This window comes from Xanthomonas sp. NCPPB 3761 (assembly GCF_041475705.2).
Taxonomy (GTDB): Bacteria; Pseudomonadota; Gammaproteobacteria; order Xanthomonadales; family Xanthomonadaceae; genus Xanthomonas; species Xanthomonas phaseoli.
The window spans coordinates 3,863,179-3,888,387 of sequence record NZ_CM191262.1; the positions used below are offsets into that span (position 1 = coordinate 3,863,179).

Here is a 25,209-nt window from a genome sequence, read left to right on the forward strand (position 1 = left end):
CCTACATCGCGGCTCCAGCCTGCCGTCCACGCCCACGACCACTGCGCGCCCTGTGTGTCTCAGTCCAGAAACAGATCCGGCAACAGCGCACGCGATGGATCCATCGCGTAGCCGCGCAAGTCGGTGATGCCGGCCTGCGCGAGCACCTCGTCATCAATCAGGAAGTGCCCATGAAACCCGGCCGCAGCGCGCGTCAGCACCGCATGCGCGGCGTCGGCCATGATCTGCGGCCGGCGGCAGGCCGCTGCGTCCACACCCGGAATCATGTTGATCGCGTCGGTGGCGATCACGGTGCGCGGCCACAACGCATTGATCGCCACGCCTTGCGGGCCGAATTCTGCCGCCAGCCCCAGGGTGACCAGACTCATGCCCATCTTGGCCAGCGTGTAGCCGGTATGCGCGCCCCACCACGCCGGGTTCAACGACGGCGGCGGCGCCAAGGTGAGAATGTGCGGATTGGCCGCCTGCAGCAGATGCGGCAGGCACGCCTGCGCGCATAGAAAACTGCCACGCGCGTTGACCTGCTGCATCAAATCGAAGCGCTTCATCGGCGTGTCCAGCGCGCCGCGCAACCAGATCGCACTGGCGTTGTTGACCAGGATGTCGATCCCGCCGAACGCATCGACCGTTGCCGCCACTGCCGCACGCACCTGCACTTCGTCGCGGATGTCGCACTTGAGTGCCAGCGCCTGCCCACCGGCCGCAGTCACCGCTGCGGCCACGCTATGGATGGTGCCGGGCAACTTGGGGTTGGCCACCGCCGACTTGGCCGCAATCGCCACATTGGCCCCATCGCGCGCCGCCCGCAACGCAATCGCCAAGCCGATTCCGCGCGAGGCACCGGTGATGAACAGGGTTTTGCCCGATAACGTCATGGGATTAGGGAGTCGGGATTGGAGATTCGCAAGAGCTTATTCCTTCATTGCTAACACCAACCAACCCACCGCTCAAGCAATCCGCTCTTGCGAATCCCAAATCCCGAATACCCAATCCCGGCCCCTCAGGGCTTCGGTCCCTGCCCTTCATTGTCTTCCCAGTGCAGCACGCGGCGGGTCACGAAGCGGTAGACCGGTTTGCCGGTAGCGAACCACAGCTCGCGGACCCAGGAGGTGCGCTTGAGCACGCGGCGTTCCACCGGGGTCAGCGCGGCCGGGCAGTACATGCGCTTGTGTTTGAGCAGGTGGCGCAGATCCTCGCGGGCAAGCAGACGCATCCAGCGCGCGCGTGGGTTGCCGCGCACCGCCAGCTGGAAATCGATCACCGCCGGGCTGCCGTCCTCCTGCACCAGCCAGTTGGCTTCCTTGGCCAGATCGTTGTGGGCCACGCCGCGGCGATGCAGTTGCTGCAACAGCCTGCGTGCGCTGCGGAAGTAGGCCAGATCGCCGCGCGGCGGGCGCTGGTACATCGCAGCGCCGTCCAGATAACTGCGGTCCAGGTGCCGCCCGTCCCAGTGCAGCAGCCGCGGTGTGCGCGGCACGCCATCCAGCTGGCGCAAGGCCAGCGCTTCGCGGCGTGCCAGCCACCAGGCCACGCCACGCAACAGCCACGGCGCCACGCTCAGGTCGCGACGCACGAACATGCGTTCGCCATCGCGGACCAGCAGGATGCGCCCGAACGTATCGGACTTCAGTGGCAGGTTGGCTGCAGGGTCGTGAGTCATCCCCCATTGTAGGCGGCAGGTCTGTCTCGCCGCGCGCATCTATGGCATGCGCGCGTGCGGCAGCTGCAGGGCTGCAACCTCAGGTGAAGCCGATCCCCCGATGTGAGGACGATGCAGGTCAGGCACCGCCGCGCCCACCTATAATTCAGGGATGAACTCATGGATCGACGCCACGCTGGAGTGGATCGGACACCACCCCACCTTGGCTGGCGTGGTGATCTTTGGCATCGCATTTTGTGATGCGGTGATCGTGCTGGGCGCCATCGTGCCCGCGTTGCCGTTGCTGTTCGCCATTGGCGTGCTCATCGGGCTCGGGCAGATCAACGGCCCCTATGCGGTGGTATGCGCCACCCTGGGCGCCTTCGTTGGCGATGCGTTGAGCTTCTGGGTCGGCCATCGCTGGGGCCATCAGTTGCACACCTACTGGCCATTCCGGCGTTACCCGCAATTGCTGGAGCGCGGCGAGCTGCTGTTCCGCCGCAATGCCTTCAAGAGCATCCTGATTGCGCGCTACGTGGGTGCAGTGCGCCCGTTCGTGCCGGCGATTGCCGGCATGTCGCACATGCCCTTCAAACGGTATCTGGTCGCCAGCGGCCTGGCCTGCGTGTCGTGGGCGTTGTTGTTCCTGGTGCCCGGCTGGGTGCTGGGCACGGCCTACGACGCAGTGGCCGCGGTGGCCGGGCGGCTATTTGTGGTGGTTGCATTGCTGGCGGCGGTGATCGGGCTTGCCTGGGCGGTGGTGCTGTATTCCTACCGCTGGTCGGCCGGTCACCTGGATGCCTTGCTGGCGCGCCTGCTGGAGTGGTCGCACCGGCATCCGGTCCTGGGGAATTGGTCGGTCGGCGTCTTCGACCCGCGCCGTCGCGAATCGGTGCCGCTGGCCATGATGGCCTTGATGCTCTTGCTGCTCGGCTGGGGCTGGTTTGTGCTGCTGATGGTGGTGCTGGCGCATGGCGAGCCGCTGCGCGTGGACCTAGCCGTGCACGACCTGATGCTGGCGCTGCGCAACCCCTTGGCCGACTACCCGATGGTGGCGCTGGCCTCGTTGGGCGACTGGCAGGTGCTGTTGCCGGCCATTGCCGCCGCGATGGGCTATCTGGCTTGGCGCCGTCGCTGGATGGCCGTGGCCCATTGGGTGATCGCGCTGGCCTTCGGCCTGGCGCTCACGCAGCTGCTTGGCGCCACCGTCCAGGTAGTGCGCCCGCCTGCGGCCAGCAGCGGTTTCGGCTTTCCGTCGGTTGCGGTCACCATGGCCACGATCGCCTTCGGCTTTTTCGCGCTGTTGATCGCGCGCGAGTTGCCTGGCCGCCGCCGCGTGTGGCCGTATCTGGTCAGCGGCGCCATCGTCTCGCTGATCGGTTTTGCACGTTTGTACCTCGGTGCGCACTGGCTCAGCGACGTCGTCGGCGGCATGTTGTTCGGCATCTTCTGGCTGCTGGTGCTGGGCATTGCCTACCGCCGCCGCGCCACGCGTGCGTTCTGGGTCAAGCCGGTGTCGTGGATCTTCTACGGGGTGTTCGTGAGCTGCGCAATTTATTTTGCGCCGCGCAACCTCGACATCAAGCTGGCCAAGTTCGAACCACCGCCGCCGGCATTGATGGAGTTGCCCGCAAACGCGTGGTGGGAAGACCAATGGCGTCTGCTGCCGGCACGCCGCAACGAATTCGACGACGATCAGCGTTGGCCGCTGGACGTCCAATTGGCCGGCCCGCTCGCCCCGCTGCAGCGCCAGCTTCAGGCGCGCGGCTGGCGGGTCCAGCCGCAGGCTGGCTGGGAACAGGCGCTGCACTTGCTCGATGTCAGCGGCCGCCCGGACGAAGTACCGATTCTCCCGGCCACGCTGGATACCCAGGTCGAAGCCCTGTTGATGGTGCGCCACGCCGCGCCCGGCCACGTGCATGTGCTGCGCCTGTGGCCGGCGGCCGCACACCTGCAGCCGGATGCACAACCGCTGTGGGTGGGCAGCACCCAGACCTTGCACTACAGCCGCCATTTCAGCCTGATCGGGCTGTGGTACCCGCTGCGCGGCGTCGATCCTGCATTGAGCGCGTTGCGCGAGGCGCTCGGCCCGCTGCCCCATCGCATGGAACGGCGTCGTCGCTCGCAGGTGCCGGTAATCCTGATCGACAGCACCTCGAGCAGCGCGGTGCGTGGCGAGGACAAAGCTGCACCGCAGACGGAAACCACTGCGTCCAAGCCTGCCGTATCAGATCCGCCACAACGGCGCCGTTGATCGAGCGGGCAACAGGCGATCGCGCGTCGTGTCGGTGTGGGATGTCAGTAACGGCCGTTGAACCCTGTCTCGATGGTGACGTGCTGGCGCCGTCTTGAGGCTGCTGAATTTTCAGGGTGAACGCTTGGCTAGCCGAGCGCTAGGTGCCCTCGCCGCTTGCGGGACACGCCGTGAACCCATCCATGGGGGCTCGATGGCGGCATCCATGCCGCCCACGGTTCCGCAAGCGGCGAGGACACTGCACCAGGACGTTGTCGGTGATCTACCAAAGAGCAAAGAACAGGGCGCCGCCTGGTTACTTGCGTCGCATGGTTGCTATCGCTTGAACACTCTGCGCACCCACCATCTCCACTGGCCCTTGCCCGCTCACCATCGCGGGACCTTACGCGGCATGGATGCCGCGTAGAGCTTACAAGGACGTCCTTGCAGCGTGTTCCGCGATGGTGGGCGGGCAAGGGCCCTGCAGCCAAGCCGCAGATCATCAGCCCTGCAACTGTCAGCGCCGTTCAATCTCCTTTCAAAGCGACTGGGGATCAGCGCCGTTCGGATATGCAAACGCCGCGTTGAATCAGCGCGCGATATCTCACCACAACACGCCATCCACCGGCTGCATCGGCTCCGGTGCCTGTTCGCCAATCGCCTGCAGCGCATCGATTTCCACCGTGCGGCACATGCTGTCCAGCGGCAGGTCGTGGATGGTGTTGGCGAATGGGTCCACCAGCTCATCGCCGATCTTGAGCACTGCCAGAAACATCAAACCAGCCACGGTCGAACCGACCGGCGTGGCGTATTGCAGCGTCTCCACCAGACCGATCGGCAGCAGCACGCAGAACAGCCGCGTAAACAGCGTCGGATAAAAACGGTATTGGTACGGCAACGGGGTATTTTTCAGGCGCTCCATGCCGCCCTGCGCGTTGGCGATATCCACGAGGATGCGCTCCACGCTGGCCTGCTGGATGCTATCGATCCAGCCATCGCGCCGCGCCTGCTCCACGCTGCGGCCGGTGATGTCGAGCAAGCCGTTGGCCACATTGGTGCGGGTGATCACCGTGGTCACCTCATCGGCGTCCAGACGCGGCTGCAATGCCGTGGCAACCGGCAATCGACGCAACTGGCAGCGCAAGGTATTGACGTAGGCGATCTGGCGTAGCGCGATCGTGCGCCCGAGCGCTGCTGCTTCCGGCGCGGACAGAATGCTCACGCTCAAACGCACCAGGTTGCGCGATGCGTTGATCATCTGGCCCCACAGCACACGCCCTTCCCACCAGCGTTGATAGGTGGAATTGGCCCGAAAACCCAGGAACAACGCCAACGCCGAGCCGAAGATGGTCAGCGGCAGCGCCGGCGCGCGGAACGGCAGCACGTAGTAGATGATCGTGATCAACACATCCCATACGAACAGCACCGCCAGGGTCCGCCAGACCTGGTTGAACACATCCGCCACACGCGGTTTGACATCGATGATCAAGGCTCACTCCCGTGGATCGATAGCGAGTGCGGCCAGTGCACGCATCCAGTGTGTGGCTGCCATCAACATCGCACTCAAGCGATGCGAGTGTGCCGTTGCATGGGTGCAGGTGCAGTGATGGGCTCGCCTGCGCCATTGCGTCGACGCGTTATGGCATCCATGCGAGCAATTGATCCAGCCGCCGATGCGGATCGTCCTGCTGCAGCAGGGACAGACGCTGTTGTTCGGTCAGCGGCAACAGCTCGGCCAACCGCCAGCCGACCCAGGCGGCTTGATCCAGCAAACCCGGCCCCACCGAAGCGAATTCGCCCCCCACCTGTTCGAGCATCCGCTCGAGCACCGTGGCCAGCAAGCTGTGCTCGGGACGCAATTCGTCGTCGCTGTCGGGCTCGCACCAGCTCACCTGGCCGACGACCAGGCCGTTGTCGCGGATACGCGAACGCTGCACACGGAAGCGGCGCGTACCGCGCAAGCGCAGCACCAGCACGCCATCGGCCCCGACATCGAAATCTTCGATACGCACCTCGGTGCCGAAGGCAACCGGCGTTGCCGGCGCGCCAACCTCGGTGCCGTCCAGAATCAGGCAGACACCGAAGCTTGTGCCGTTGCGGCCGCTCTCGCGTACCAGATCCAGATAGCGTCGCTCGAACACGCGCAAGCCCATCGCCGCACCGGGCAGCAACACGCTGTGCAACGGAAACAGCGGCAGGGGGCTGGTCTCGCCGGCAGGCATGAGCGGCACCATCAGGACAACTGCGCCAGGAAGCGACGCGGCGCACCGTCGAAGCCACCGTTGGACATGAACACCACATGGTCGCCGGGCTGGGCAATCTCGCCCAGCGCGCGCAGCAGGGCATCCACGTCCTGCACCACGCGTGCCTGGCCGCGCACCTGCGCAATGATCGGTGCCGCGTCCCAGGCCAGTTCCGGCCGATGCAGAAACACCACTGCATCGGCATCGTGCAACGACGGCGCCAGCGCCTGCGCATGCGCGCCCAGCCGCATCGAATTGCTGCGCGGCTCCATGGCCACCACAACACGCGCCGCACCGACCTTCGCACGCAGCCCCTGCAACGTCGTCGCGATGGCGGTGGGGTGGTGCGCAAAGTCGTCGTACACGGTGATCGCGCGCGCGCTACCGATGACTTCCAATCGCCGCTTGACGCTCTGGAACTGCGCCAATGCCGGCATCACTGTCGCCGGGTCCACACCTACCGCTCTGACCGCCGCCAGCGCCGCCAGCCCGTTCAGGACGTTATGCCGCCCCACCAGCGGCCATCGCACCTGGCCGATTTCCACGCCACGATGCAGCACCGCAAACGCGCTGCCATCGACCGCGATCAACCGCGCGCTCCAGTCCAGCGACGCATCGAACCCGAACCGCTCCACCGGCGTCCAGCATCCCATCGCCAGCACCTCGGCCAGGTGCGCGTCTTCGCCGTTGACGATCAGGCGACCGCGCGCGGGCACCGTGCGCACCAGATGGTGGAACTGGCGCTGGATGGCCGCCACGTCCGGGAAGATGTCGGCGTGGTCGTATTCCAGGTTATTGAGGATTGCCACCAACGGCCGGTAGTGCACGAATTTGCTGCGCTTGTCGAAAAAGGCAGTGTCGTATTCGTCGGCTTCCACCACGAATTCGCGCCCCTGGCCCAGCCGCGCCGACACACCGAAATCTTCGGCCACGCCGCCGATCAGAAACCCCGGCGCGCGCCCGGCCGCCTCCAGCAGGTAGCTCAGGATGGTGGTGGTAGTGGTCTTGCCGTGGGTACCGGCCACGGCCAGCGTGTCGCGGCCGGGCAGCACCTGCTCGGCCAGCCATTGCGCGCCGGAGGTATACCGGCGGCCGGCATCCAGTACCGCCTCCACCGCCGCGTTGCCGCGCGACAGGGCGTTGCCGACCACCACTTCGATCGCGTCCGGCGAGATATTGGACGGCGCATAGCCCTGCGCCAGCGCAATGCCCAGCGTTTCCAGCTGTGTAGACATCGGTGGATAGATGGCCTGGTCGCTGCCCTCCACCTGCCAGCCCAGCTCACGCGCCAGGGCGGCGACACCGCCCATGAAAGTTCCGGCGATGCCGAGAATGTGGAGTTTGCTCATGCCGCCCATTGTCGCCGATCGTCGCAGTTGCCGGACATTCCGATCCAATGCAAGCCCAAGTGTCGGGGATTTCCTACCGTACTGTCGGGAATTTCCCGATGTGCGAACCCGATCACATCCCTCACTATGCTGAACGCCAGTCGCAGCATCCCTTTGGTCCTACTCCCCAAGAGGCCAAATCCCCAGGGAGCTCATGCTGTCGGGGCTCTGAGCAAGCCTACTACTGGCGTTATTCTGCCCCGGGCGTCTTGTACGTCCGGGGTTTTTCTTTTGGGGCACCGTCCGGGCGATCATGGCCAGAACGCAACGCCGCCAGGCGCCGCGCCTGCCCACGGCCGGGCCTTGCGCCCGGCCGCCCATTGCCGGCTCAGCGGCCGAGCGCCTTGCTGATGCGCTCCAGCACTTCGTCCAGCGAACCCACGCCGTCCACGCGCGCCAACTTGCCGCGCTGCTCGTAGAAGCCGATGACCGGTGCGGTGGAATCGGTATAGACCTGCAGACGCTTGCGCACCGACTCCGGGTTGTCGTCTTCGCGGCCTTCGGCCTTGGCACGACCGGCGATGCGCTCGACCAGCAGCTCGCTGGCCACATCCAGCTGCACCACGGCATCCAGCGGCTGACCGATCTTGCCGAGCAGCTCGTCCAGCGCATTGGCCTGGGCCACATTGCGCGGGTAGCCATCCAGGATGAAACCCTTGGCCACATCGGCCTGGCCGAGGCGCGCCTCGAGCATGCCGAGCAGGATGTCGTCGGACACCAGGTCGCCGCGTGCCATGACTTCCTTGGCCTTCAACCCCAGCGGCGAGCCAGCGGCCACTTCGGCGCGCAACAGGTCGCCGGTGGAAATGTGCGGAATATCAAACGTGTCTTTGAGACGTGTCGCCTGGGTGCCCTTGCCCGAACCGGGCGGTCCCAATAGAACCAATCGCATCAGTGGACTCCACTTTCGAATAAAAACGCGTTGCGGTGGGCGGCGTTAGACTCACGTCTTCGCCGGCGCTGACCGTATGGTCGTGCAGCTTACCGCATCCGGGGAATGTCCCGGCACTGTCCCCCTGCGCCATGTTCCCATGTGAGGAGTCTGTCCCCCTATGACCACTGGCAACCTGCTCTATGCCCAATCCGGCGGCGTCACCGCCGTCATCAACGCCACCGCAGCCGGCGTCATCGCCGAAGCGCGCGCGCGCAAGATCAAGGTGCTGGCCGCACGCAACGGCATCCTGGGCGCCTTGCGCGAGGAGTTGATCGACACCTCCAAAGAGTCCGCCGCCGCCATTGCCGCCCTGGCGCAGACGCCCGGCGGTGCATTCGGCTCGTGCCGCTACAAGCTCAAATCGCTGGAAGAAGACAGCACCAAGTACGAGCGTCTGCTCGAGGTGCTGCGCGCGCACGACGTCCGCTGGTTCCTCTACAACGGCGGCAACGACTCGGCCGACACCGCGTGGAAGGTCTCGCAACTCGCAAAGGCCTATGGTTACCCGCTGCACTGCATCGGCGTGCCCAAGACCATCGACAACGATCTGGCGGTGACCGACACCTGCCCCGGCTTCGGCTCGGCCGCCAAGTACACCGCGGTGTCGGTACGCGAGGCCGCACTGGATGTCGCCGCCATGGCCGACACCTCCACCAAGGTCTTCATCTATGAGGCGATGGGCCGCCATGCCGGTTGGCTGGCCGCAGCGGCAGGCCTGGCCGGGCAAGATCCGGACGACGCCCCGCAGATCATCCTGCTGCCCGAACGCGCCTTTGATCAGGCTGCATTCCTGGCCAAGGTGAAGCAGGTGGTGGACAAGGTCGGCTGGTGCGTGGTGGTGGCCAGCGAGGGCATCCAGGACGCGCACGGCAAGTTCGTCGCCGATGCCGGCGGTGCGGCCGACTCGTTCGGCCACGCGCAGCTCGGCGGCGTGGCCGCGTTCCTGGCCGCGCAGGTCAAGCAGGAGCTCGGCTACAAGGTGCACTGGACGCTGCCCGATTACCTGCAGCGCTCCGCGCGCCATCTCGCATCGAAGACAGACTGGGAACAGGCGCAAGCGGTCGGCAAGGCCGCAGTGCAATACGCACTCAAGGGCATGAACGCGGTGATCCCGGTGATCGAACGCGTCAGCGACGCACCATACCGCTGGAAGATCGTGCCCGCGCCCCTGCACAAGGTGGCCAACCACGAAAAGAAGATGCCGCCCAGCTTCCTGCGCAAGGACGGCTTCGGCATCACCGAACGCGCCCGCCGCTATTTCGCCCCGTTGATCAAGGGCGAAGCCCCGCTGGTCTACGCCAGCGATGGCTTGCCGAAGTATGTGACGTTGAAGAACGTGGCGGTGGCCAAGAAGCTGCCGGCTTGGGAGGGGTGAGATCGAAGCTGCGTGGGATGCACAGCGATGTTCAACGCTCCGCTGAGGTGGTGGCAGATCGGGCGACTTACACACGTGGCCTGCGCACTAACTGAAGGTGACGCCGAAGGCGTGGGTCATTACGACAGGATCATGAAGGCGCGTGGTCCAGGCGATTGTCGAAGTAGCTGATCCACCTGTGCATGTACTGAAAGCGAACCCCGGCCTGGCCGGGGTTCGTTGTTACGGATGCACAGCAACATCTGACTTACTGACACGCCTTGCCTTCCACCGTCATCTGCGCAGCGAACATGGGTACCTGCGGAATCTTGCCGGCAGCGGCTTGCTGCTTGGCGTCTTCCAAGTAGATGCGCGACTGGCCTTGTCCATCGAGCTGCGGTTTCGCATCCACCGGCTTGCGCCATACGCGCACGACCGCTTGCTGTGACGGGCAGGCTGCGCTCGGTACGCGGATCACATCGTTGAAGATCCAGCCCGAGGCAACACTGGGCGCGGCCTTGGCGAAATCCACGAAGCGTGCACGTGGTTGGCAGGTGGGGCTGCTGCGGACTACCGACAATGTATACGGCTGTGCAGCATTTCCGGTAAATACGCCTTCCAGACGTGCGCAGGCTTCCGGGATCTGACGCAAGGTGTGCACGGCGCCGACCGCTTGCGCGGTGCCGGGTGCGCGCGGCTTGAGCTCGGGCGTGGGATCGGCTGCAAACGCTTGGCTCGTCAGCAACAGCGTCGCGAGCATCGCGGCGTATTTTTGCGTGGCATGGGGGGACATGGACACTCCTGGGTCGACCGAATCACGTTGGCCGCAGGCTGTCACGCCGCAACTGAACGACGCGCCAAAGCCGTAATGCTGGTCGCCATGCGAGGCGCGGCGCATACTCGGTCGCGATCCGGCCACCTGAACATTCGCGACGCGCATTACGGCCCGGCGGCCGTCGAGTCCGTATTCGTCAATCCACTCGGTGTGTGCATCGCCCTTGGTTCGTCCCGACCGGACGACATCCATTCTCTTGGGAGGGGTCATGCTGGAACACTACGGGTTGTGGCTTGCGCTGGGTTGTGCGGTCTTGGCAATCGTCTATGGAATCGTGTCGGCGCGCTGGGTGGTCGCGCAGCCGAGCGGCAATGCACGCATGCAGGAGATCGCCGCCGCGATCCAGGAAGGGGCGCGCGCCTATCTCAACCGGCAATACCTCACCATTTCGGTTGCTGGGGCAGTGCTGTTCGTGTTGGTCGGGCTGTTCCTGAGTTGGTATACCGCGATCGGCTTTGCATTGGGTGCCGTGTTGTCCGGGTTAGCCGGCTATATCGGCATGAACGTCTCGGTACGTGCCAATGTCCGCACTGCCGAAGCGGCGCGGCATGGCATCGGCAAGGCGATGGACGTGGCGTTTCGCGGCGGCGCGATCACCGGCATGCTGGTGGTCGGCCTCGGGCTGCTTGGCGTGGCCGGCTACTTTGCCGTGCTGCAAGGCATGGGGCTGCCACTGGAGCAAAACCTGCACGCACTCGTGGGGTTGGCGTTCGGGTCGTCGTTGATCTCGATCTTCGCGCGCCTGGGTGGCGGCATTTTCACCAAGGGCGCGGACGTGGGCGCCGATCTTGTCGGCAAGGTCGAGGCCGGTATTCCAGAGGACGATCCACGCAACCCGGCGGTGATTGCCGACAATGTCGGCGACAATGTGGGCGACTGCGCCGGCATGGCCGCCGATCTGTTCGAAACCTACGCAGTCACCGTGATCGCCACGATGCTGCTCGGCAGCCTGACGCTGGCCGAAACCGGCTCGCATGCCGTGCTCTATCCATTGGTGCTCGGCGGGGTATCGATCATTGCTTCGATCGTGGGCGCGGCCTTCGTCAAGGTCAAGGACGGCGGTTCGATCATGGGTGCGCTGTACAAAGGCGTGATCGTATCGGGCGTACTGGCGGCATTGGCCTACTGGCCCATCACCCAATCGCTGATGCGCGACAACACCCACGGCGCCGCAGCGTTGTACGCCTGCGCATTGATCGGCTTGGTGCTCACCGGCCTGATCGTGTGGATTACCGAGTACTACACCGGCACGCAGTACACTCCGGTGCAGCATGTTGCATCGGCCAGCACCACCGGACACGGCACCAACATCATCGCAGGCCTCGGTATTTCGATGAAATCTACTGCGCTACCGGTGATCTCGGTCTGCGCAGCGATCTGGGGTGCGTTTCATTTCGGCGGCTTGTATGGCATTGCGATTGCAGCAACGGCCATGCTGTCGATGGCCGGCATGATCGTCGCGCTGGATGCATATGGGCCGATTACCGATAACGCTGGCGGCATCGCCGAGATGGCCGAGCTCCCGCCCGAGGTCCGCAGCATTACCGACCCGCTGGATGCGGTAGGCAACACCACCAAGGCAGTCACCAAGGGCTACGCGATCGGATCGGCGGCGCTGGCTGCATTGGTGCTGTTTGCCGACTACACGCACAACCTGCAGGCGGCCAATCCCGGCCAGGTGTACGCCTTCGATCTATCCGACCACACGGTGATCATCGGGCTACTGATTGGCGGGCTGATTCCGTATCTCTTCGGCGCGATGGCGATGGAGGCGGTCGGCCGCGCCGCGGGCGCCGTGGTGGAAGAAGTGCGCCGCCAGTTCCGCGAACTTCCCGGCATCATGGCCGGCACCGCCAAGCCGCAGTACGACCGCGCCGTCGACATGCTGACCCGCTCGGCGATTGGCGAAATGATCGTGCCTTCGCTGCTGCCGGTGGTGGTTCCGATCGTCGTCGGGTTGCTATTGGGGCCGCGTGCGTTGGGTGGCTTGTTGATCGGCACGATCGTCACTGGCTTGTTCCTGGCGATTTCGATGACCACGGGCGGCGGCGCGTGGGACAACGCCAAAAAATACATCGAGGACGGCCACTTCGGCGGGAAGGGCAGCGAGGCGCACAAGGCTGCGATTACCGGCGACACGGTCGGTGACCCGTACAAAGACACCGCGGGGCCGGCGATCAACCCGTTGATCAAGATCATCAACATCGTGGCTTTATTGCTCGTGCCCCTGCTGTAACGCTCTGTAACGCTGCAATGACGCAGGTCGCGTGGCCTGCGGTCATGACGACGGGCAGCAGCCGACCGACTCGACGAGTCGCGGCAGGCCGGAACCGGTCACTGCCGCAAGCGGCAACGCTGGGGCATGGGAACCGGGCCACCAAGGACGTCGCCTGGCCGGGTCATTTGCCCTTACCAGCTCAGGATCGGCATCACGCCGGCACCTGCTGGCGGCGCCCGTCCTCGATGCGAAGATGGGCGCCCCAGGCAGAAGGGGCTGGCCTGTGCCGGCAGGCCCTGCCCCGCGCCCGCCAACCATCACAGGCAGCCGATCAAACCGTCATAGATCGGCGGTGCGCCGCCCGGCAGTGGCTTGAACAGCGGATTGGCCACCGCAAGCGTGCGATACATCTCATCCAGGCGGGTACCGGCCTTCAACGGTGCCGTGCAGCGCCACACCCGGCTGTCCGACCGCAGGTAACCGCTGCGCGGGTCGACGCTGACCTCACTGGCGCCGAAGGTCCAGATGCAGCTCCGCACCACGCCGGTGACGCGATGCACCGAGCAGCGAAAGCGCAGCGGCTGGTAGTCGCTGAAGTCGCCGCCACAAAAGGTGTCGCCGCAGATATTGTCGAAATCGCGGTCCAGCCGCTGCTCCAGATCGATGAACGCCTCCCAGCCCTCGCCATTGGCAGGCCAGTCCACTGCATCCACATAGGTGGGTGGAGGCGTGCCGGCGGCGGCGATCTGGGCGGCAAGGGACAGCAGCAAGAAAACAAGCAAACGCGCAAGCCTGGACATGGGCACTTCCTATGCGGTGGATGAGCCTGCAGCGTGCGCCGCCGGCCGGGCCGCGACGATCAGCCAGCCACCCGCGATGAACGCGGGCTATGCCGCACGCAGCGGTCAGGAGATTGCCCATTCAGTGTCGCTGCAGCGCAACAGCCGAACGCGTAGAATCGCGCTCCACACACTGCTGACGCCTCGGAGCTACCCGCATGGGCCTTGAACTGGTCACCTCTGGCAAGAACCTGCCGGAAGAAATCAACGTCGTCATCGAGATCCCCAAGGATTCCGAGCCGGTCAAGTACGAAGTCGACAAGGCCAGCGGGGCGATCTTCGTCGACCGCATCCTGTCGACCCCGATGCGTTATCCCTGCAACTATGGCTACGTACCCAACACCCTGTGCGGCGATGGCGACCCGGCCGACGTGCTGGTGGTGCTGCCCTTGCCTTTGGTGCCGGGTTCGGTGGTGCGCTGCCGTCCGGTGGGCGTGCTGCGCATGAGCGACGAGGCCGGCAGCGACGAAAAGATCCTGGCTGTGCCGATCGAGAAGATCTTCTCCGGTTACGCGCACATCGAAGACATCAACCAGGTGTCCAGCCACTGGATGGAGCGCATCGGCCACTTCTTCGAGCATTACAAGGACTTGGAGAAGGGCAAGTGGGTCAAGCTGGATGGCTGGGGCGGCGCGGCCGAGGCCAAGCGTATCCTGACCGAAGCGGTGGAACGCTACAATTCCGACGCACCCTGATCCATCGATCGTGATGCTGCCCTGCGTGTAGGGGGCGACCGGGATCACGCTTCTGGCGTGATCCCGGTGACCGCAGTCGGCAGATTGGGTACATTGCCGAAAGCGTTTGGCCGGTGTCTGTCACCGGTGACTTCTGGGGAAGTGTCTTGCGTATTCTGTTTGTTGGGGACGAAGCCAGTCTTCCGTCCGACCTTGTCGCCTACGTCGCCGACCTGGGCGACCAGTGGCAGGCACAGCAGGTGGCCGATGGCAATTCGGCGATCGAAGCTGCCGCGCTGTCGCCATTCGACGCCGTCATCGTTGCGCCGGTGCTGCCGGACCTGACTGCCGCCACCTTGCTGGGGCAAATCCGCACGCTGCGCCCGGACACCATTCGTATCGCGCTGATCGATGCGCAAGGCGGCCAGCGCACGCCGCCGGCCCGCATCATCGGCGTGGCGCATCGCTTCTTGCCGATGCCGCTGGCACCCGAAGTGCTGCTCGAAGCGGTCACCAGCCTGGAAGAACTGCGCGAGCTGCTCAGCAATCCGCGCCTGCGCGCGGCGATTGGGCGGATCGAAAAGCTCCCATCGCCTCCGCATTTGTACCTGAGCCTGATGCATGCGCTGGAAGAGGACGACGGCGCCGATGCGGCCGATATCGCCAAGCTGATCGCCGGCGACCCGGCGATCGCGGCGAAGGTGCTGCAATTGTGCAATTCGGCGTTCTTTTCCGGTGGCCGCAGCATCACCGACCTGCGCACGGCGGTGACCCGCCTGGGTGTGGCGACGCTGCGCGACCTGGTGCTGGCCAGCGAAGTGTTTTCGGTCCAGACGCTCACACCGGCCGAGCGCAATGCGATGCAGCGCCGCGCCCTGCTCTCCTCGCGCCTGGCGGCCAAGGTGCTTCCGCCGACCAGCGCAGAACTCGGTTCCACCGCTGCATTGCTGGCCGATATCGGCCTGCTGCTGCCGGGCGTGCGCGATGAGCGCGAACCGCCGGCCGAAGGCGGCGACGAACGCCTGGGTCACACCGAAGCCGGCGCCTACCTGCTCGGTCTGTGGGGCTTGCCGATGCCCATCATCGAAGCGGTGGCTTTCCATCGCCATCCGCTGCGTTCCAGCATGCGCAGCTTCTGGGTCACCGGTGCCGTGCATGTCGCCACGGCATTGGCCAGCGGCGAAAGCGTGGACGAAGAGTACCTGACCAAGGTCGGCGTCATCGCCCGCCTGCCGAGCTGGCGCGAACAGGCCGACACGTTGCTGGGGCTTGCCGAGGCGTAAGTTACTCGCATGCGGTATCCGGAAAGAAGCGCGGCCAAGGCCGCGTTTTTTTATGCCGTTTCTTCGCCCCAATGCATGGGGCCGTTGCGCCAGGGCCGCGCATGTCAAACCTTGGGCTGCGGCGATGTGTCACGTCACTCACCCGATGCGCACCGCACCACGGGCAGGCAATGCGCTCGAGCGTTGCGGCGGCTGCACGCGCGTAAAGACTGCAGTTCCTTTCGAGCCGCATCGCTCGGCAGCGTCCACGTCGTGCGTGCGTTCTTTGCGGGAATGCACACCGCATGAGCCGCGCAACGGCTGCTTTGCGTCCGAATCACGCGTTGCGTTCGCGCCCCCTCATCGCAACAGCGCATCGCAAATAAAAAAAGACGGGCCTTGCGGCCCGTCTTTCATTTACTACACGCGTCGATGGATCAGAAGCGCTGGGTGTACTTCATGTACATGAAACGACCGATTTCGAAGCCGCCGTAGTAGGCAAAGCTGCTGTTCGGTGCCGAGTACTGCAGCGGACCGCGGTGATCGAACACATTGTTCGCGCCGAGTGCGATCGTTGCATCCCACGGCGCCTTCCAGTTGACCTGCAGGTCGTGGAAGGTGTTGGCGCCGGTGTGACGCAGCGGGTCGGACTCGCCGTTGGCGATATGGTCCGGCGCATCGCAATAGCCTTCGGCCAGCGTGATGCAGCTTTCCTTCATGCCCGAGTAGTAACGCAGGGTGTAGTTGACGCCGAAATCACCCAGCGACCAGTTCACGCCAACGTTCGAACGCACGCGGAAGATGCCCGGCTCGCCGACACGGCCAATCATGATGGCGTTGCCTGCGCTGTCCTGGCCGGCTTCGTCGTACTTGCTGACGTAGCTGGTCTGCCAGTCGAAGGTGAAGGAACCGATGGCCGTTTCCGGCAGGCGGTACTTCACACCCAGGTCGTAGCCTTCGGTTTCCATCTGACCGAGATTGGCCACGCCGTAGCTCATCGCCGAGATATGACCGTCGGCTGCGCGCGTGACATTGGCGCAACGCTCCGAATTGCCGAGCACATAGCAGTCGCGCAGGATGCGGTCGACGCTATCGGCGATGATCATGTCGTTGATCTCGTAGCGGTACCAATCCAGCGAGATGTCCAGACCCTGCACCCAACGCGGGCTCCAGACCAGACCGGCGGTCTTGCTGGTGGAGGTTTCCGGCTTCAGGTTCGGGTTGGCGCCGCTGATGAATTCATCAGGCGTCTGGCACGGATAGGTCGTGCAAGGCACGAAGCCCTGGCCGAGCTGGGTGTAGCCCAGCGGCACGCCGGCGTTGGTGCAGGCCGCGTTGCCGTTGACGCTGTTGGGGGCGCCGACGCCGCAAGGATCGATGTAAGACTCGAAGCTGCTGCTCAGGCCACCGTACAGGTCGCTGATGGTCGGCGCACGGAAACCTTCCGCATACGTCGCACGCACCAGCAGGTCTTCCAGCGGACGCCAGGTCAGGCCGAACTTCGAGTTCAGCGTGTTACCGAAGTTGCTGTAGTCCGAATAACGCGTTGCAGCGTTGAAGGTCAGTTCCTTGGCGAAGGCGACATCGCTCAGGAGCGGAACATTCAATTCGAGGTAGACCTCGTCCAGCGAGTACTGGCCCTGCGTGGTCTTGGCACCCAGGCCGGTGCTTTCGCCCGACTGCGCAAACGCATCCGGAGAGAAGCGACCTTCTTCCTTACGGTGTTCGTAGCCCACCGCAACGCCCAGATCGCCAGCCGGCAGCTCGACCACCGAACCGGACAGGTTTGCGGTGAAGCTGGTGGTCTTGGTCAGACCGGTGTCGGTGAAGGTCGGGAACAGGAATTCCTGCAGCGCCGGGTCGGCAAGCGAGCCCTGACCTGCAACGTTGTACGGCAGCAGCGGGTTCCACGGACGGCAGGCCGACAGCGAGATCGGGTCTGCAGCGGTACCGCACTGCGCAACGCCCTGGCCGTTGATGAAGGACGGGCCCAGCGCCTGACGCGACGCGATCAGGCTCATGTCGCCACGGCTACGCTTGGTGTTCTCGTTGCGGTTCCACAACGCACCCACATCCCAGTCCCAGGTCTTGCCGCCGATGTCGAAGTAGCCACTCAAGGTCGGCGCGAAGCGCAGGGTCTTGAGCTGGTTTTCGCTGGCGCGCGGCACTTCCCACAGACGACGACGGAAGTCGACATCCTGGCCGATCGGATTGAACGCGCTGCTGCCTTCCAGCGGAGTGCCGAACGAACCGGACTGATACGGGTAGCCCGCGATCTGCCCGTCAGTGGTGCGCTCGTTGTAGGCAATATCGGCGTTGAAGGTGATGGCATCGGCAACGTCGTAGTTGACGTTCGCAAAGACCGACTTCCGCTCGATACCGGTCTGCACCATCATCTGCTGGTTCGAGTTGGCGTACTCGGCCGGCGTGATCGGGTGATAGTCGGCCGGGTTGTTCGGGTTGCCGCCGGCATTGAGCGTCTGCCACACCGCGGTGTCCGGATCATCGCAATCGACCTGCAGCGGATTGCACCACGAGCCGTTCTGGCTGATCGGGCTCCAGCTGTTCGGGGTCGAGTTGGGACCACGCGAACCATCGCGGCTGAACCAACGGTTCTTGGCGAACACCGGATCCTGCTTGGAATATTCGGCAGACAGCGTCACGCCACCGCGCTCGCCCTGCGAGCCCACAGTGAAGGAGTACTGCGTGGTGTCGCCGTCGCCCTGGCCGAACTGGCCGAACTGCACGCTGGCTTCAGCGCCGTCGAAACGCTTACGCGTGATGACGTTGACCACACCGGCGATCGCGTCGGAGCCGTAGATGGACGAGGCGCCGTCCTTCAGCACTTCAATACGCTCGATGGCCGACATCGGAATCTGGCTGAGATCCTGCAGACCGGAGGTCGACGCACCCAGACGCTTACCGTTCACCAGCACCAACGTACGCTGCGCGCCGAGGTTACGCAGGTCGACGTAGTAACCGCCAACGTCTTCGCCGGACGACAGCGCGTCAGCGCGCGAGATGGCCGGAGAGCCGGCGGAGGTCAGGTTCTGCAGCACATCGGCAACAGACGTCAGGCCCTGCTTTTCCAGCGCTTGACGGTCAAGCGTCAAGATCGGCTGCTGCGTTTCGACGTCGGCGCTGCGAATGCGCGAGCCGGTGATCTCGATACGATCAAGCGTGGTGGTCGACTCTTGTGCGGCGGCAAAAGCCGGCGTCAACGCGATCGCAATACCGGCGGGCAACAGGCCCAGCCGCACTGCGGAGGTGCGAAGGTTCATCAATCTCTCCAGGGTTCGTTAGTGGCGCGTTAAGCGCCCCTGTGCAAATTACGATTGCGTGAACGCCGTCGCTTTGCGCGTCACGTTACGTGGCTTTGCCGAATCTGGCGGATTTGCCGTTTGGTCGCGGTAGTGCGATGCGGAGACACCGAAGCGCGCACGGAATGCGCGCGCGAAGCTGCAGCAATTGTCGAAGCCGCTTGCCGCTGCAACCTCGCCGATCATCATCGAGGTATCGCGCAACAAATCGGAGGCACGTTCCAGACGCAAGCGCGCAGACAGCGCCTGCGGGCTTTCTTCGTACAAACTCTGAAACGTCTTGGAGACGTACCAACTGGAAAAGTTGGTCAGCTGCGCCAGTTCGCTGATGCGCACCACCCGGTCGCTATTGCCTTCCAGGTACAGCCGTGCACGCTGCATGCGCCCGAACACCTGACGCCGCCGGCTGCGCGAGCGGCCCGGGCAACGCTGTTCCTGCGCAATGAAATCGCGCTGCATCGCGGCCAGGTGCAGCAGCAACGGCCGCGCGGAGGCACTGCCGCTTTGTGCGGCAGCATTGCGCCACAGGCGCAAGGCGATGCGCAGATCGCCGCGCGACAACTGGGCGCGGCCGGGATACAGCGTGGCATCGGTCAGTTCAGCGAGCGACTGCAGGCTCTCGCCATCCAGACCGACCCCCACGCACAGCGCGCTGCGGTCCGCCTGCACGATGGGATGGGAATCCTTGTCGAAGGCGATCCAGTCCCCGGCACGCAGACGAAAGCGGCCCTCCTTGGATTCCACCCATGCGCGTCCGCGTAGCTGTATCCACAGGGTGAATGTCGCTGCGCTGGTACGGATGCTGCCGAGCCGCGAGACCGCCAGACAGGTGGTCGATGTCGACTCGCTGGCGCTGTCCAGCGCGAGCGCAAGCCCACGATCTGCGGTGATGACCTGTTGCATGTTGGCAGCCCCCTGTACAAAAGAGGGCGTAGTGTTTTGCCGAATGTGGCGTCGGTCAGGAAGTTTTGACGAAACTGTGCCGAAATTGCCACGAAGCCTTTCCGAAAAACTTACGAAGCGATTTTTTTCAATACCGACAACAGGTTAGCAACGACGCCAACAGGCGCCACGGAATGCTGCGGCAACGGCATGTATGCGATGGCGCTGCCATCTTCTTCGGCCAGCGACACATACAGTGTGCCGTCGTGCTGGTTCAGGCTGAATCCGTTGATGGTGGTGAACTTGACCGCATCCAGACACTGGCTGCGGCCGCTGCGCAGCTCGCTATCGTAGGCAGCGCAACTGTCGGTCGACGACAGGTAATGCAGCTGGCCATGCGCCCCCGGCGCCCAACTGCGATACCGCCAACGCGACGGCCGCTGCGGATCGACGGCATGCAAGGTGTCGGCGGCCAGCGATGGAGCGACCTGCCACACACCGCCACCGCTGAGACGGGTCAACAAGACCTGTCCGCTGACGCGGTCCAGCCGCAACTGCGAGACGTCCTGCAGCGTCGCCAGCGCACGCCATGGGCGACTGCGTCGGTCGTACAGCGTTGCGAAGGTATGCCCGTCGGCGGCGGCGGCAAGTACCAGCAGCCGGTCGGGGTCGGGAAGATGGATCGCCTGCAGCGGGCGCGGCTGCGGCACCGGCAGTCGTACCACCTGGCCGCTGCCGGGGTTCACTTCGAATAGCGCTGCATGCCCGGCAGCATCGCTGCCGCTGACCAGCACGCGCTGCGAATCGGCTGACCAGTCGGCGGCCTGGCGCGAATCCGGGCGCAGCCCTTCGATCAAGCGCACCGAGCCGGGTTTGCTGACATCGCCCCACCACAGCCCGTACGCACCGGATCGGTTGGATGCAAAGATCAGCTGCCGCCCATCCGGCGCAATCATCGGCTGATCGTCGCGCCCGCTGGATGGAAACAGGCGGCGGCGAATGTAGCCACCGTTCATCGTGTCGCCAATGACCTGATAGACGCCAAATTGCGGTTTGCGCTGCACGAATACCAGATGGCCGTTCGCCACGTCCGGTGCTTGCGCATCGTCCACCCCCACATCCTGCAAGCTGTGGTCCCGCAGATCCAGCAGATACAGCCGCGCCTCGCTGTCCACGCGACGCCCGAAGATCAGACCGCTGCCGTCGGGCAGCCAGCTCCATCCACGGATATCGGCGTTGTCATGGGTAAGCCGTTCGGCAACGCCGCCTTCGGCCGGAATTCGCCACAGGTCCCCGAGCTGCGGATTACGCAGGAATACGATCCAATTCCCATCGGGCGAATACCGCGGCGCGTAATCGAAATCACCCGCCTGCGCCGGGTAGTCCAGCGTCTGCCACTGCCCAGTTGCCAGATCCAGGCGACGCATGCGGGCCGCGCCATGCGGGCCGGTCATGCTGCCGAACACCAGCGCGCGCCCATCCGGCGACCAGCTGAAACTCAGCATGTCGGCACCGTCGCACCGCATGACCTCGCGCGAGGCCGCAGGCCCATCGGCTGCGGCGATCATGACCCGGCAGCCGCCATCGGGCGCCTGCCTGGAAAACGCGATCTGCCGGCCATCCGGCGACCACGCCGGCAAACGATCGGAAACGCCGGGCGCGGGCGTCTCCAGTACCCGCGGATAGGCGTTATCGGTGGTCTTGACCAGGATCGAGGTGCCGGCACGATCGCGGGTCAACGAGGCGTACGCCACCCGCGCGCCATCGGGCGACAGGCTTGGCGTGAGATCGAATCCACCGCCTGCGGTAATCACCTGATACGGCCGCTTGGGGCTGCCCAACACCGCATGCGCTTGCTCGGTAGAAGGCGCCGGGGCACGGCGCCATGAGGTCCATACCGCAAGGCTCAGCACGACCAGCAACGCCACGCTGGCGACTGCCAGCGCCAGCGAGCGCCGGTGTCGTGACGCGGCCGGCGTCGAAGCGGCCGGTTCCGCAGCGACGGGCGATACGGGCTGGCCAGGCGCGGTGTGGAGGGGGGGCGTGGCAGCGTCGGACTGGTCGGTAACGGCCGCCACGCCTGCGTCCGGCTGCGCCGCCCCGAGCGCGTCCGAACCAGGTGCCTCGCCGGACAGCGTCGCCGCTGCAGTTGCATGCGCTTCCCACACCACCGCCGCCATCAAGCGATACCCGGTCTTGGCGATGGTCTCGATGTGCTCCGAGCGCTGCCCGTTATGGCTGGCAAACGCCTTGCGCAGCTGCGTGACCGCCTGGGTCACCACATCGTTGGTCGGCAAGGTATCGGGCCAGACCTCGGCAAGCAGCTGCTCGCGCGTGACCACCTGGCCCGGCTGCCGCGCCAGGGTCAGCAACACCGCCAGGGATTTGGGCGCCAGCCGCAGCGGACGCTTTGCGCCCGGTGCGTGCACCTCGCGCGAGGCGACGTCGACCACGCACTGGCCGACACGTAGCCGGCCCGATGGCATTGCAATAACGGGAGGAACACTCATCGGCAAAAACACGCGTCGGCATGCAAGAACAACAAAGAACGCCCCGCGCTTTTCGCGAAACGCCAAATTCAGCAAAGGACGACGACCAACTGTGTCATGCATCCATTTGGTGCAAATTTTACGCTATGCCCCGTTGCTTCCTATGACAGGCGGCAGCGTCAGGCTCTCTCTCTCGCCGACGAATTCGAATAATGACGATGTACCCTTCGCGCCTTCTGGCGCGATTTTTTTATCTGCGATTCAGCTAAATCAGCCAAAACCCTTATTTCCTGGAATCGCTTGCAACCGGGCCATCGCGCGGCACTTGCGCACCGCACCGCAATCTGTTCAGTACAAAACTGAACTTCTCCTAAGCAGGCGCTACATCATGTTCCGTGAAACGCTGCCATGTAACGCCTCACGTGGCGCGATAGACCTGCGCGCCCTGCGCGACGAATTGCGCGGACTTTTCCTGCATGCCCGTCGATAACGCCTGCGCCTCGCTCATGCCGTGCTCGGCTGCGTAATCACGCACGTCCTGGGTAATCTTCATCGAACAGAAGTGCGGCCCGCACATCGAGCAGAAGTGGGCCAGCTTGTGCGCGTCCTTGGGCAGCGTCTCATCGTGGAACTCCTTGGCCTTTTCCGGATCCAGGCCAAGATGGAACTGGTCGTCCCAACGGAACTCGAAACGCGCCTTGCTCAGGGCGTTGTCGCGCACCTGCGCGCCCGGATGCCCCTTGGCCAGGTCGGCCGCATGCGCGGCGATCTTGTAGGCCATGATGCCGTCGCGCACGTCCTGCCGGTTGGGCAGGCCCAGGTGTTCTTTCGGAGTGACATAGCAGAGCATTGCGGTGCCGAACCAGCCGATCATCGCCGCACCGATCGCACTGGTGATGTGGTCGTAGCCCGGCGCGATGTCGGTGGTCAGCGGGCCCAAGGTATAGAACGGCGCCTCGCCGCATTCGCGCAGCTGCTTGTCCATGTTGTCCTTGATCAATTGCATCGGCACATGGCCCGGGCCTTCGATCATGGTCTGCACATCGTGCTTCCAGGCGAGCTTGGTCAGTTCACCCAGCGTTTCCAGCTCGCCGAATTGCGCCGCATCGTTGGCATCGGCAATGCAGCCGGGGCGTAGGCCATCGCCCAACGAAAACGCAACGTCGTAGGCCTGCATGATCTGGCAGATGTCTTCGAAGTGCGTATAGAGAAAGTTCTCTTTATGATGCGCCAGGCACCACTTGGCCATGATCGAACCGCCACGCGACACAATGCCGGTCACGCGCTTTGCGGTCAGCGGCACGTAGCGCAGCAGCACGCCGGCGTGGATGGTGAAGTAATCCACGCCCTGTTCGGCCTGTTCGATCAAGGTGTCGCGGAAGATGTCCCAGGTGAGTTCTTCGGCGCGCCCATCGACCTTTTCCAATGCCTGATAGATCGGCACCGTGCCGATCGGTACCGGCGAGTTGCGGATGATCCACTCCCGCGTTTCATGGATGTGCTTGCCGGTGGACAGATCCATGACCGTGTCCCCGCCCCAGCGGATCGACCACACCAGCTTCTCGACTTCTTCGGCAATACCCGAAGACACCGCGCTGTTGCCGATGTTGGCATTGATCTTGGTCAGGAAATTGCGACCGATGATCATCGGCTCGCTTTCGGGGTGATTGATGTTGTTGGGCAAGATCGCGCGACCCCGTGCGATCTCTTCGCGCACGAACTCCGGCGTAATGCGTTGCTGGATCGAGGCACCAAACGCCTGGCCCGGATGCTGCTTGCGCAAGCTGGCATCGGTCACCGCTTCCAGGCGCTGATTTTCGCGGATCGCCACGTATTCCATTTCCGGCGTGATGATGCCGCGGCGCGCGTAATGCATCTGGGTGACGTTGGCGCCCGGGCGCGCTACCCGCGGCAGACGCCGCGCCGGGAAGCGCACTGCATCCAGACGCGCATCGTGCTCGCGCCCACGCCCGAAACTGGAGCTCAGTCCGTCCAGGGCGACGGTGTCGTCACGCTCGGCAATCCACTGCGCGCGCAGCGGTGCCAGACCGGCTGCCAGATCGATCGCCACCCGTGGATCGGTGTAAGGCCCGGACGTGTCGTAGACGCTGAGGGGCGGATTCTCTTCGCCACCGAACAGGGTGGGCGTGCGCGTCAAGGCGATCTCGCGCATCGGCACCTGCAGATCCGCACGCGAGCCCTGCACGAAGATCTTGCGTGAACCGGGAATCGGTTGGGTGACAGCCTCCGACAACGACTGGGCTTGTTGTTGCAAAACGGTGGGCGCGGCATTCATGGCATTCGTCCTGTGTGCTGGCCCTGCGAAGGAGTCGCAGTGCGGACGAAGCGGCGGCGCTCGATACGGATCGCCCGTGCACGCACGAACCATCGCATCTGACGAAGCTTCCCTACGCCGGTATCAGCCGGATCAGGTTCGAAGGGACTATCTCAACCGCAGCACGCTGCGGTACCCCCACTTCGGCGGCGATTAAACCACATCGCCCCCTGCGCGGCTAAACAAACGCCGCCAGAGACCTGCGGCGCGCATGGCGCCAAGCCAAACCCATAGGGCATACCGCACTGACGCAGCGCCCGCAACGGCTGCTGTTGCGCGTGGCAAGGTTGTCGCGTCCGGCGGCGACATATGTCCGCACAGGTCATCCCACGTCGCTGCAGCACACGCCCGGCGTTGCGCAGGCATTACATGGCGCGCCCATGCATTGCGCGCGTGGGCACGCAACAAGGCGCCGATTGACGAAAAACGGCGGCGAAACCCGCTCGTTAAATTCCCGCTAAGCCTGCATGGCATGCCGGAAACGCTGCACGCATGCAGGTGTCATTCACGGGGATCGCGCTGCCGCTCCTCCTCTACCGGGAACCGCCGTACATATGACTATGA

17 protein-coding genes and 1 riboswitch are annotated in these 25,209 nt (G+C 64.5%); of the genes, 5 read left to right on the forward strand and 12 right to left on the reverse strand.

The annotated features are described in order from the left end of the window. Window positions 1–59: 59 nt before the first annotated feature. Window positions 60–875: an SDR family oxidoreductase gene (locus ACCQ00_RS16790; RefSeq protein ID WP_039583367.1), complete on the reverse strand. Its 816-nt coding sequence runs from the start codon at window positions 873–875 to the stop codon at window positions 60–62. A gap of 125 nt (window positions 876–1,000) precedes the next feature. Next, on the reverse strand, window positions 1,001–1,660 hold the full coding sequence (locus tag ACCQ00_RS16795; RefSeq protein WP_039572695.1) for a serine/threonine-protein kinase: 660 nt from the start codon (window positions 1,658–1,660) through the stop codon (window positions 1,001–1,003). A 151-nt stretch (window positions 1,661–1,811) separates the two neighbouring features. On the opposite strand from ACCQ00_RS16795, the gene ACCQ00_RS16800 reads away from it, so the two are divergent. Then, window positions 1,812–3,893 carry a bifunctional DedA family/phosphatase PAP2 family protein gene (locus ACCQ00_RS16800; protein WP_039572691.1) on the forward strand — a complete coding sequence of 694 codons (2,082 nt, stop codon included), beginning with the start codon at window positions 1,812–1,814 and terminating at the stop codon, window positions 3,891–3,893. A gap of 583 nt (window positions 3,894–4,476) precedes the next feature. On the opposite strand, the gene ACCQ00_RS16805 is transcribed toward ACCQ00_RS16800, so the two are convergent. The 4 genes from ACCQ00_RS16805 to ACCQ00_RS16820 all read right to left on the reverse strand — a co-directional run bounded on the left by ACCQ00_RS16805 (window position 4,477) and on the right by ACCQ00_RS16820 (window position 8,395). Further along, the gene (locus tag ACCQ00_RS16805; RefSeq protein ID WP_017156837.1) at window positions 4,477–5,361 is read right to left on the reverse strand and encodes a bestrophin family protein; all 885 of its coding nucleotides are present in this window, start codon (window positions 5,359–5,361) and stop codon (window positions 4,477–4,479) included. Window positions 5,362–5,509: 148 nt separating this feature from the next. Next, complete coding sequence (locus tag ACCQ00_RS16810; protein ID WP_039572689.1) at window positions 5,510–6,106, reverse strand: LON peptidase substrate-binding domain-containing protein; 597 nt, start codon at window positions 6,104–6,106, stop codon at window positions 5,510–5,512. Further along, entirely contained in the window at window positions 6,106–7,473 is a 1,368-nt protein-coding gene (gene mpl, locus ACCQ00_RS16815; protein WP_180959819.1) for a UDP-N-acetylmuramate:L-alanyl-gamma-D-glutamyl-meso-diaminopimelate ligase, read from the reverse strand. The genes ACCQ00_RS16810 and mpl overlap by 1 nt, the downstream gene beginning before the upstream one ends. Window positions 7,474–7,831: 358 nt before the next feature. Beyond that, on the reverse strand, window positions 7,832–8,395 hold the full coding sequence (locus tag ACCQ00_RS16820) for an adenylate kinase (RefSeq protein ID WP_003483308.1): 564 nt from the start codon (window positions 8,393–8,395) through the stop codon (window positions 7,832–7,834). A 160-nt stretch (window positions 8,396–8,555) separates the two neighbouring features. Between ACCQ00_RS16820 and ACCQ00_RS16825 the strand changes: the two genes are divergently transcribed. Further along, window positions 8,556–9,812: a 6-phosphofructokinase gene (locus ACCQ00_RS16825; protein ID WP_039572685.1), complete on the forward strand. Its 1,257-nt coding sequence runs from the start codon at window positions 8,556–8,558 to the stop codon at window positions 9,810–9,812. Window positions 9,813–10,059: 247 nt separating this feature from the next. On the opposite strand, the gene ACCQ00_RS16830 is transcribed toward ACCQ00_RS16825, so the two are convergent. Further along, window positions 10,060–10,584 carry a hypothetical protein gene (locus ACCQ00_RS16830; RefSeq protein WP_017156833.1) on the reverse strand — a complete coding sequence of 175 codons (525 nt, stop codon included), beginning with the start codon at window positions 10,582–10,584 and terminating at the stop codon, window positions 10,060–10,062. Between the two features lie 250 nt (window positions 10,585–10,834). Here ACCQ00_RS16830 and ACCQ00_RS16835 point away from each other — a divergent pair, with 250 nt between their 5' ends. Then, complete coding sequence (locus tag ACCQ00_RS16835; RefSeq protein WP_039572682.1) at window positions 10,835–12,862, forward strand: sodium-translocating pyrophosphatase; 2,028 nt, start codon at window positions 10,835–10,837, stop codon at window positions 12,860–12,862. A gap of 299 nt (window positions 12,863–13,161) precedes the next feature. On the opposite strand, the gene ACCQ00_RS16840 is transcribed toward ACCQ00_RS16835, so the two are convergent. Next, the gene (locus ACCQ00_RS16840; protein ID WP_039572679.1) at window positions 13,162–13,644 is read right to left on the reverse strand and encodes a hypothetical protein; all 483 of its coding nucleotides are present in this window, start codon (window positions 13,642–13,644) and stop codon (window positions 13,162–13,164) included. A gap of 197 nt (window positions 13,645–13,841) precedes the next feature. Between ACCQ00_RS16840 and ppa the strand changes: the two genes are divergently transcribed. After that, window positions 13,842–14,378, forward strand: coding sequence for an inorganic diphosphatase (gene ppa, locus ACCQ00_RS16845; RefSeq protein ID WP_017156830.1), 537 nt, complete (start codon window positions 13,842–13,844; stop codon window positions 14,376–14,378). 113 nt (window positions 14,379–14,491) lie between these two features. Further along, a complete protein-coding gene (locus ACCQ00_RS16850; RefSeq protein WP_017156829.1) occupies window positions 14,492–15,640 on the forward strand; it encodes an HDOD domain-containing protein in 1,149 nt (382 codons plus the stop codon). 416 nt (window positions 15,641–16,056) lie between these two features. On the opposite strand, the gene ACCQ00_RS16855 is transcribed toward ACCQ00_RS16850, so the two are convergent. From ACCQ00_RS16855 to thiC, 4 genes are all read right to left on the reverse strand, one after another. Further along, a complete protein-coding gene (locus ACCQ00_RS16855; RefSeq protein WP_017160076.1) occupies window positions 16,057–18,900 on the reverse strand; it encodes a TonB-dependent receptor plug domain-containing protein in 2,844 nt (947 codons plus the stop codon). A 48-nt stretch (window positions 18,901–18,948) separates the two neighbouring features. Beyond that, on the reverse strand, window positions 18,949–19,842 hold the full coding sequence (locus ACCQ00_RS16860) for a helix-turn-helix domain-containing protein (protein WP_039572674.1): 894 nt from the start codon (window positions 19,840–19,842) through the stop codon (window positions 18,949–18,951). A gap of 110 nt (window positions 19,843–19,952) precedes the next feature. Then, window positions 19,953–22,307 carry a winged helix-turn-helix domain-containing protein gene (locus tag ACCQ00_RS16865; protein ID WP_039572670.1) on the reverse strand — a complete coding sequence of 785 codons (2,355 nt, stop codon included), beginning with the start codon at window positions 22,305–22,307 and terminating at the stop codon, window positions 19,953–19,955. 421 nt (window positions 22,308–22,728) lie between these two features. Next, window positions 22,729–24,606: a phosphomethylpyrimidine synthase ThiC gene (gene thiC / locus ACCQ00_RS16870; RefSeq protein ID WP_039572667.1), complete on the reverse strand. Its 1,878-nt coding sequence runs from the start codon at window positions 24,604–24,606 to the stop codon at window positions 22,729–22,731. Window positions 24,607–24,697: 91 nt separating this feature from the next. Beyond that, a riboswitch (TPP riboswitch) is annotated at window positions 24,698–24,795 on the reverse strand. Between the last annotated feature and the right edge of the window lie 414 nt (window positions 24,796–25,209).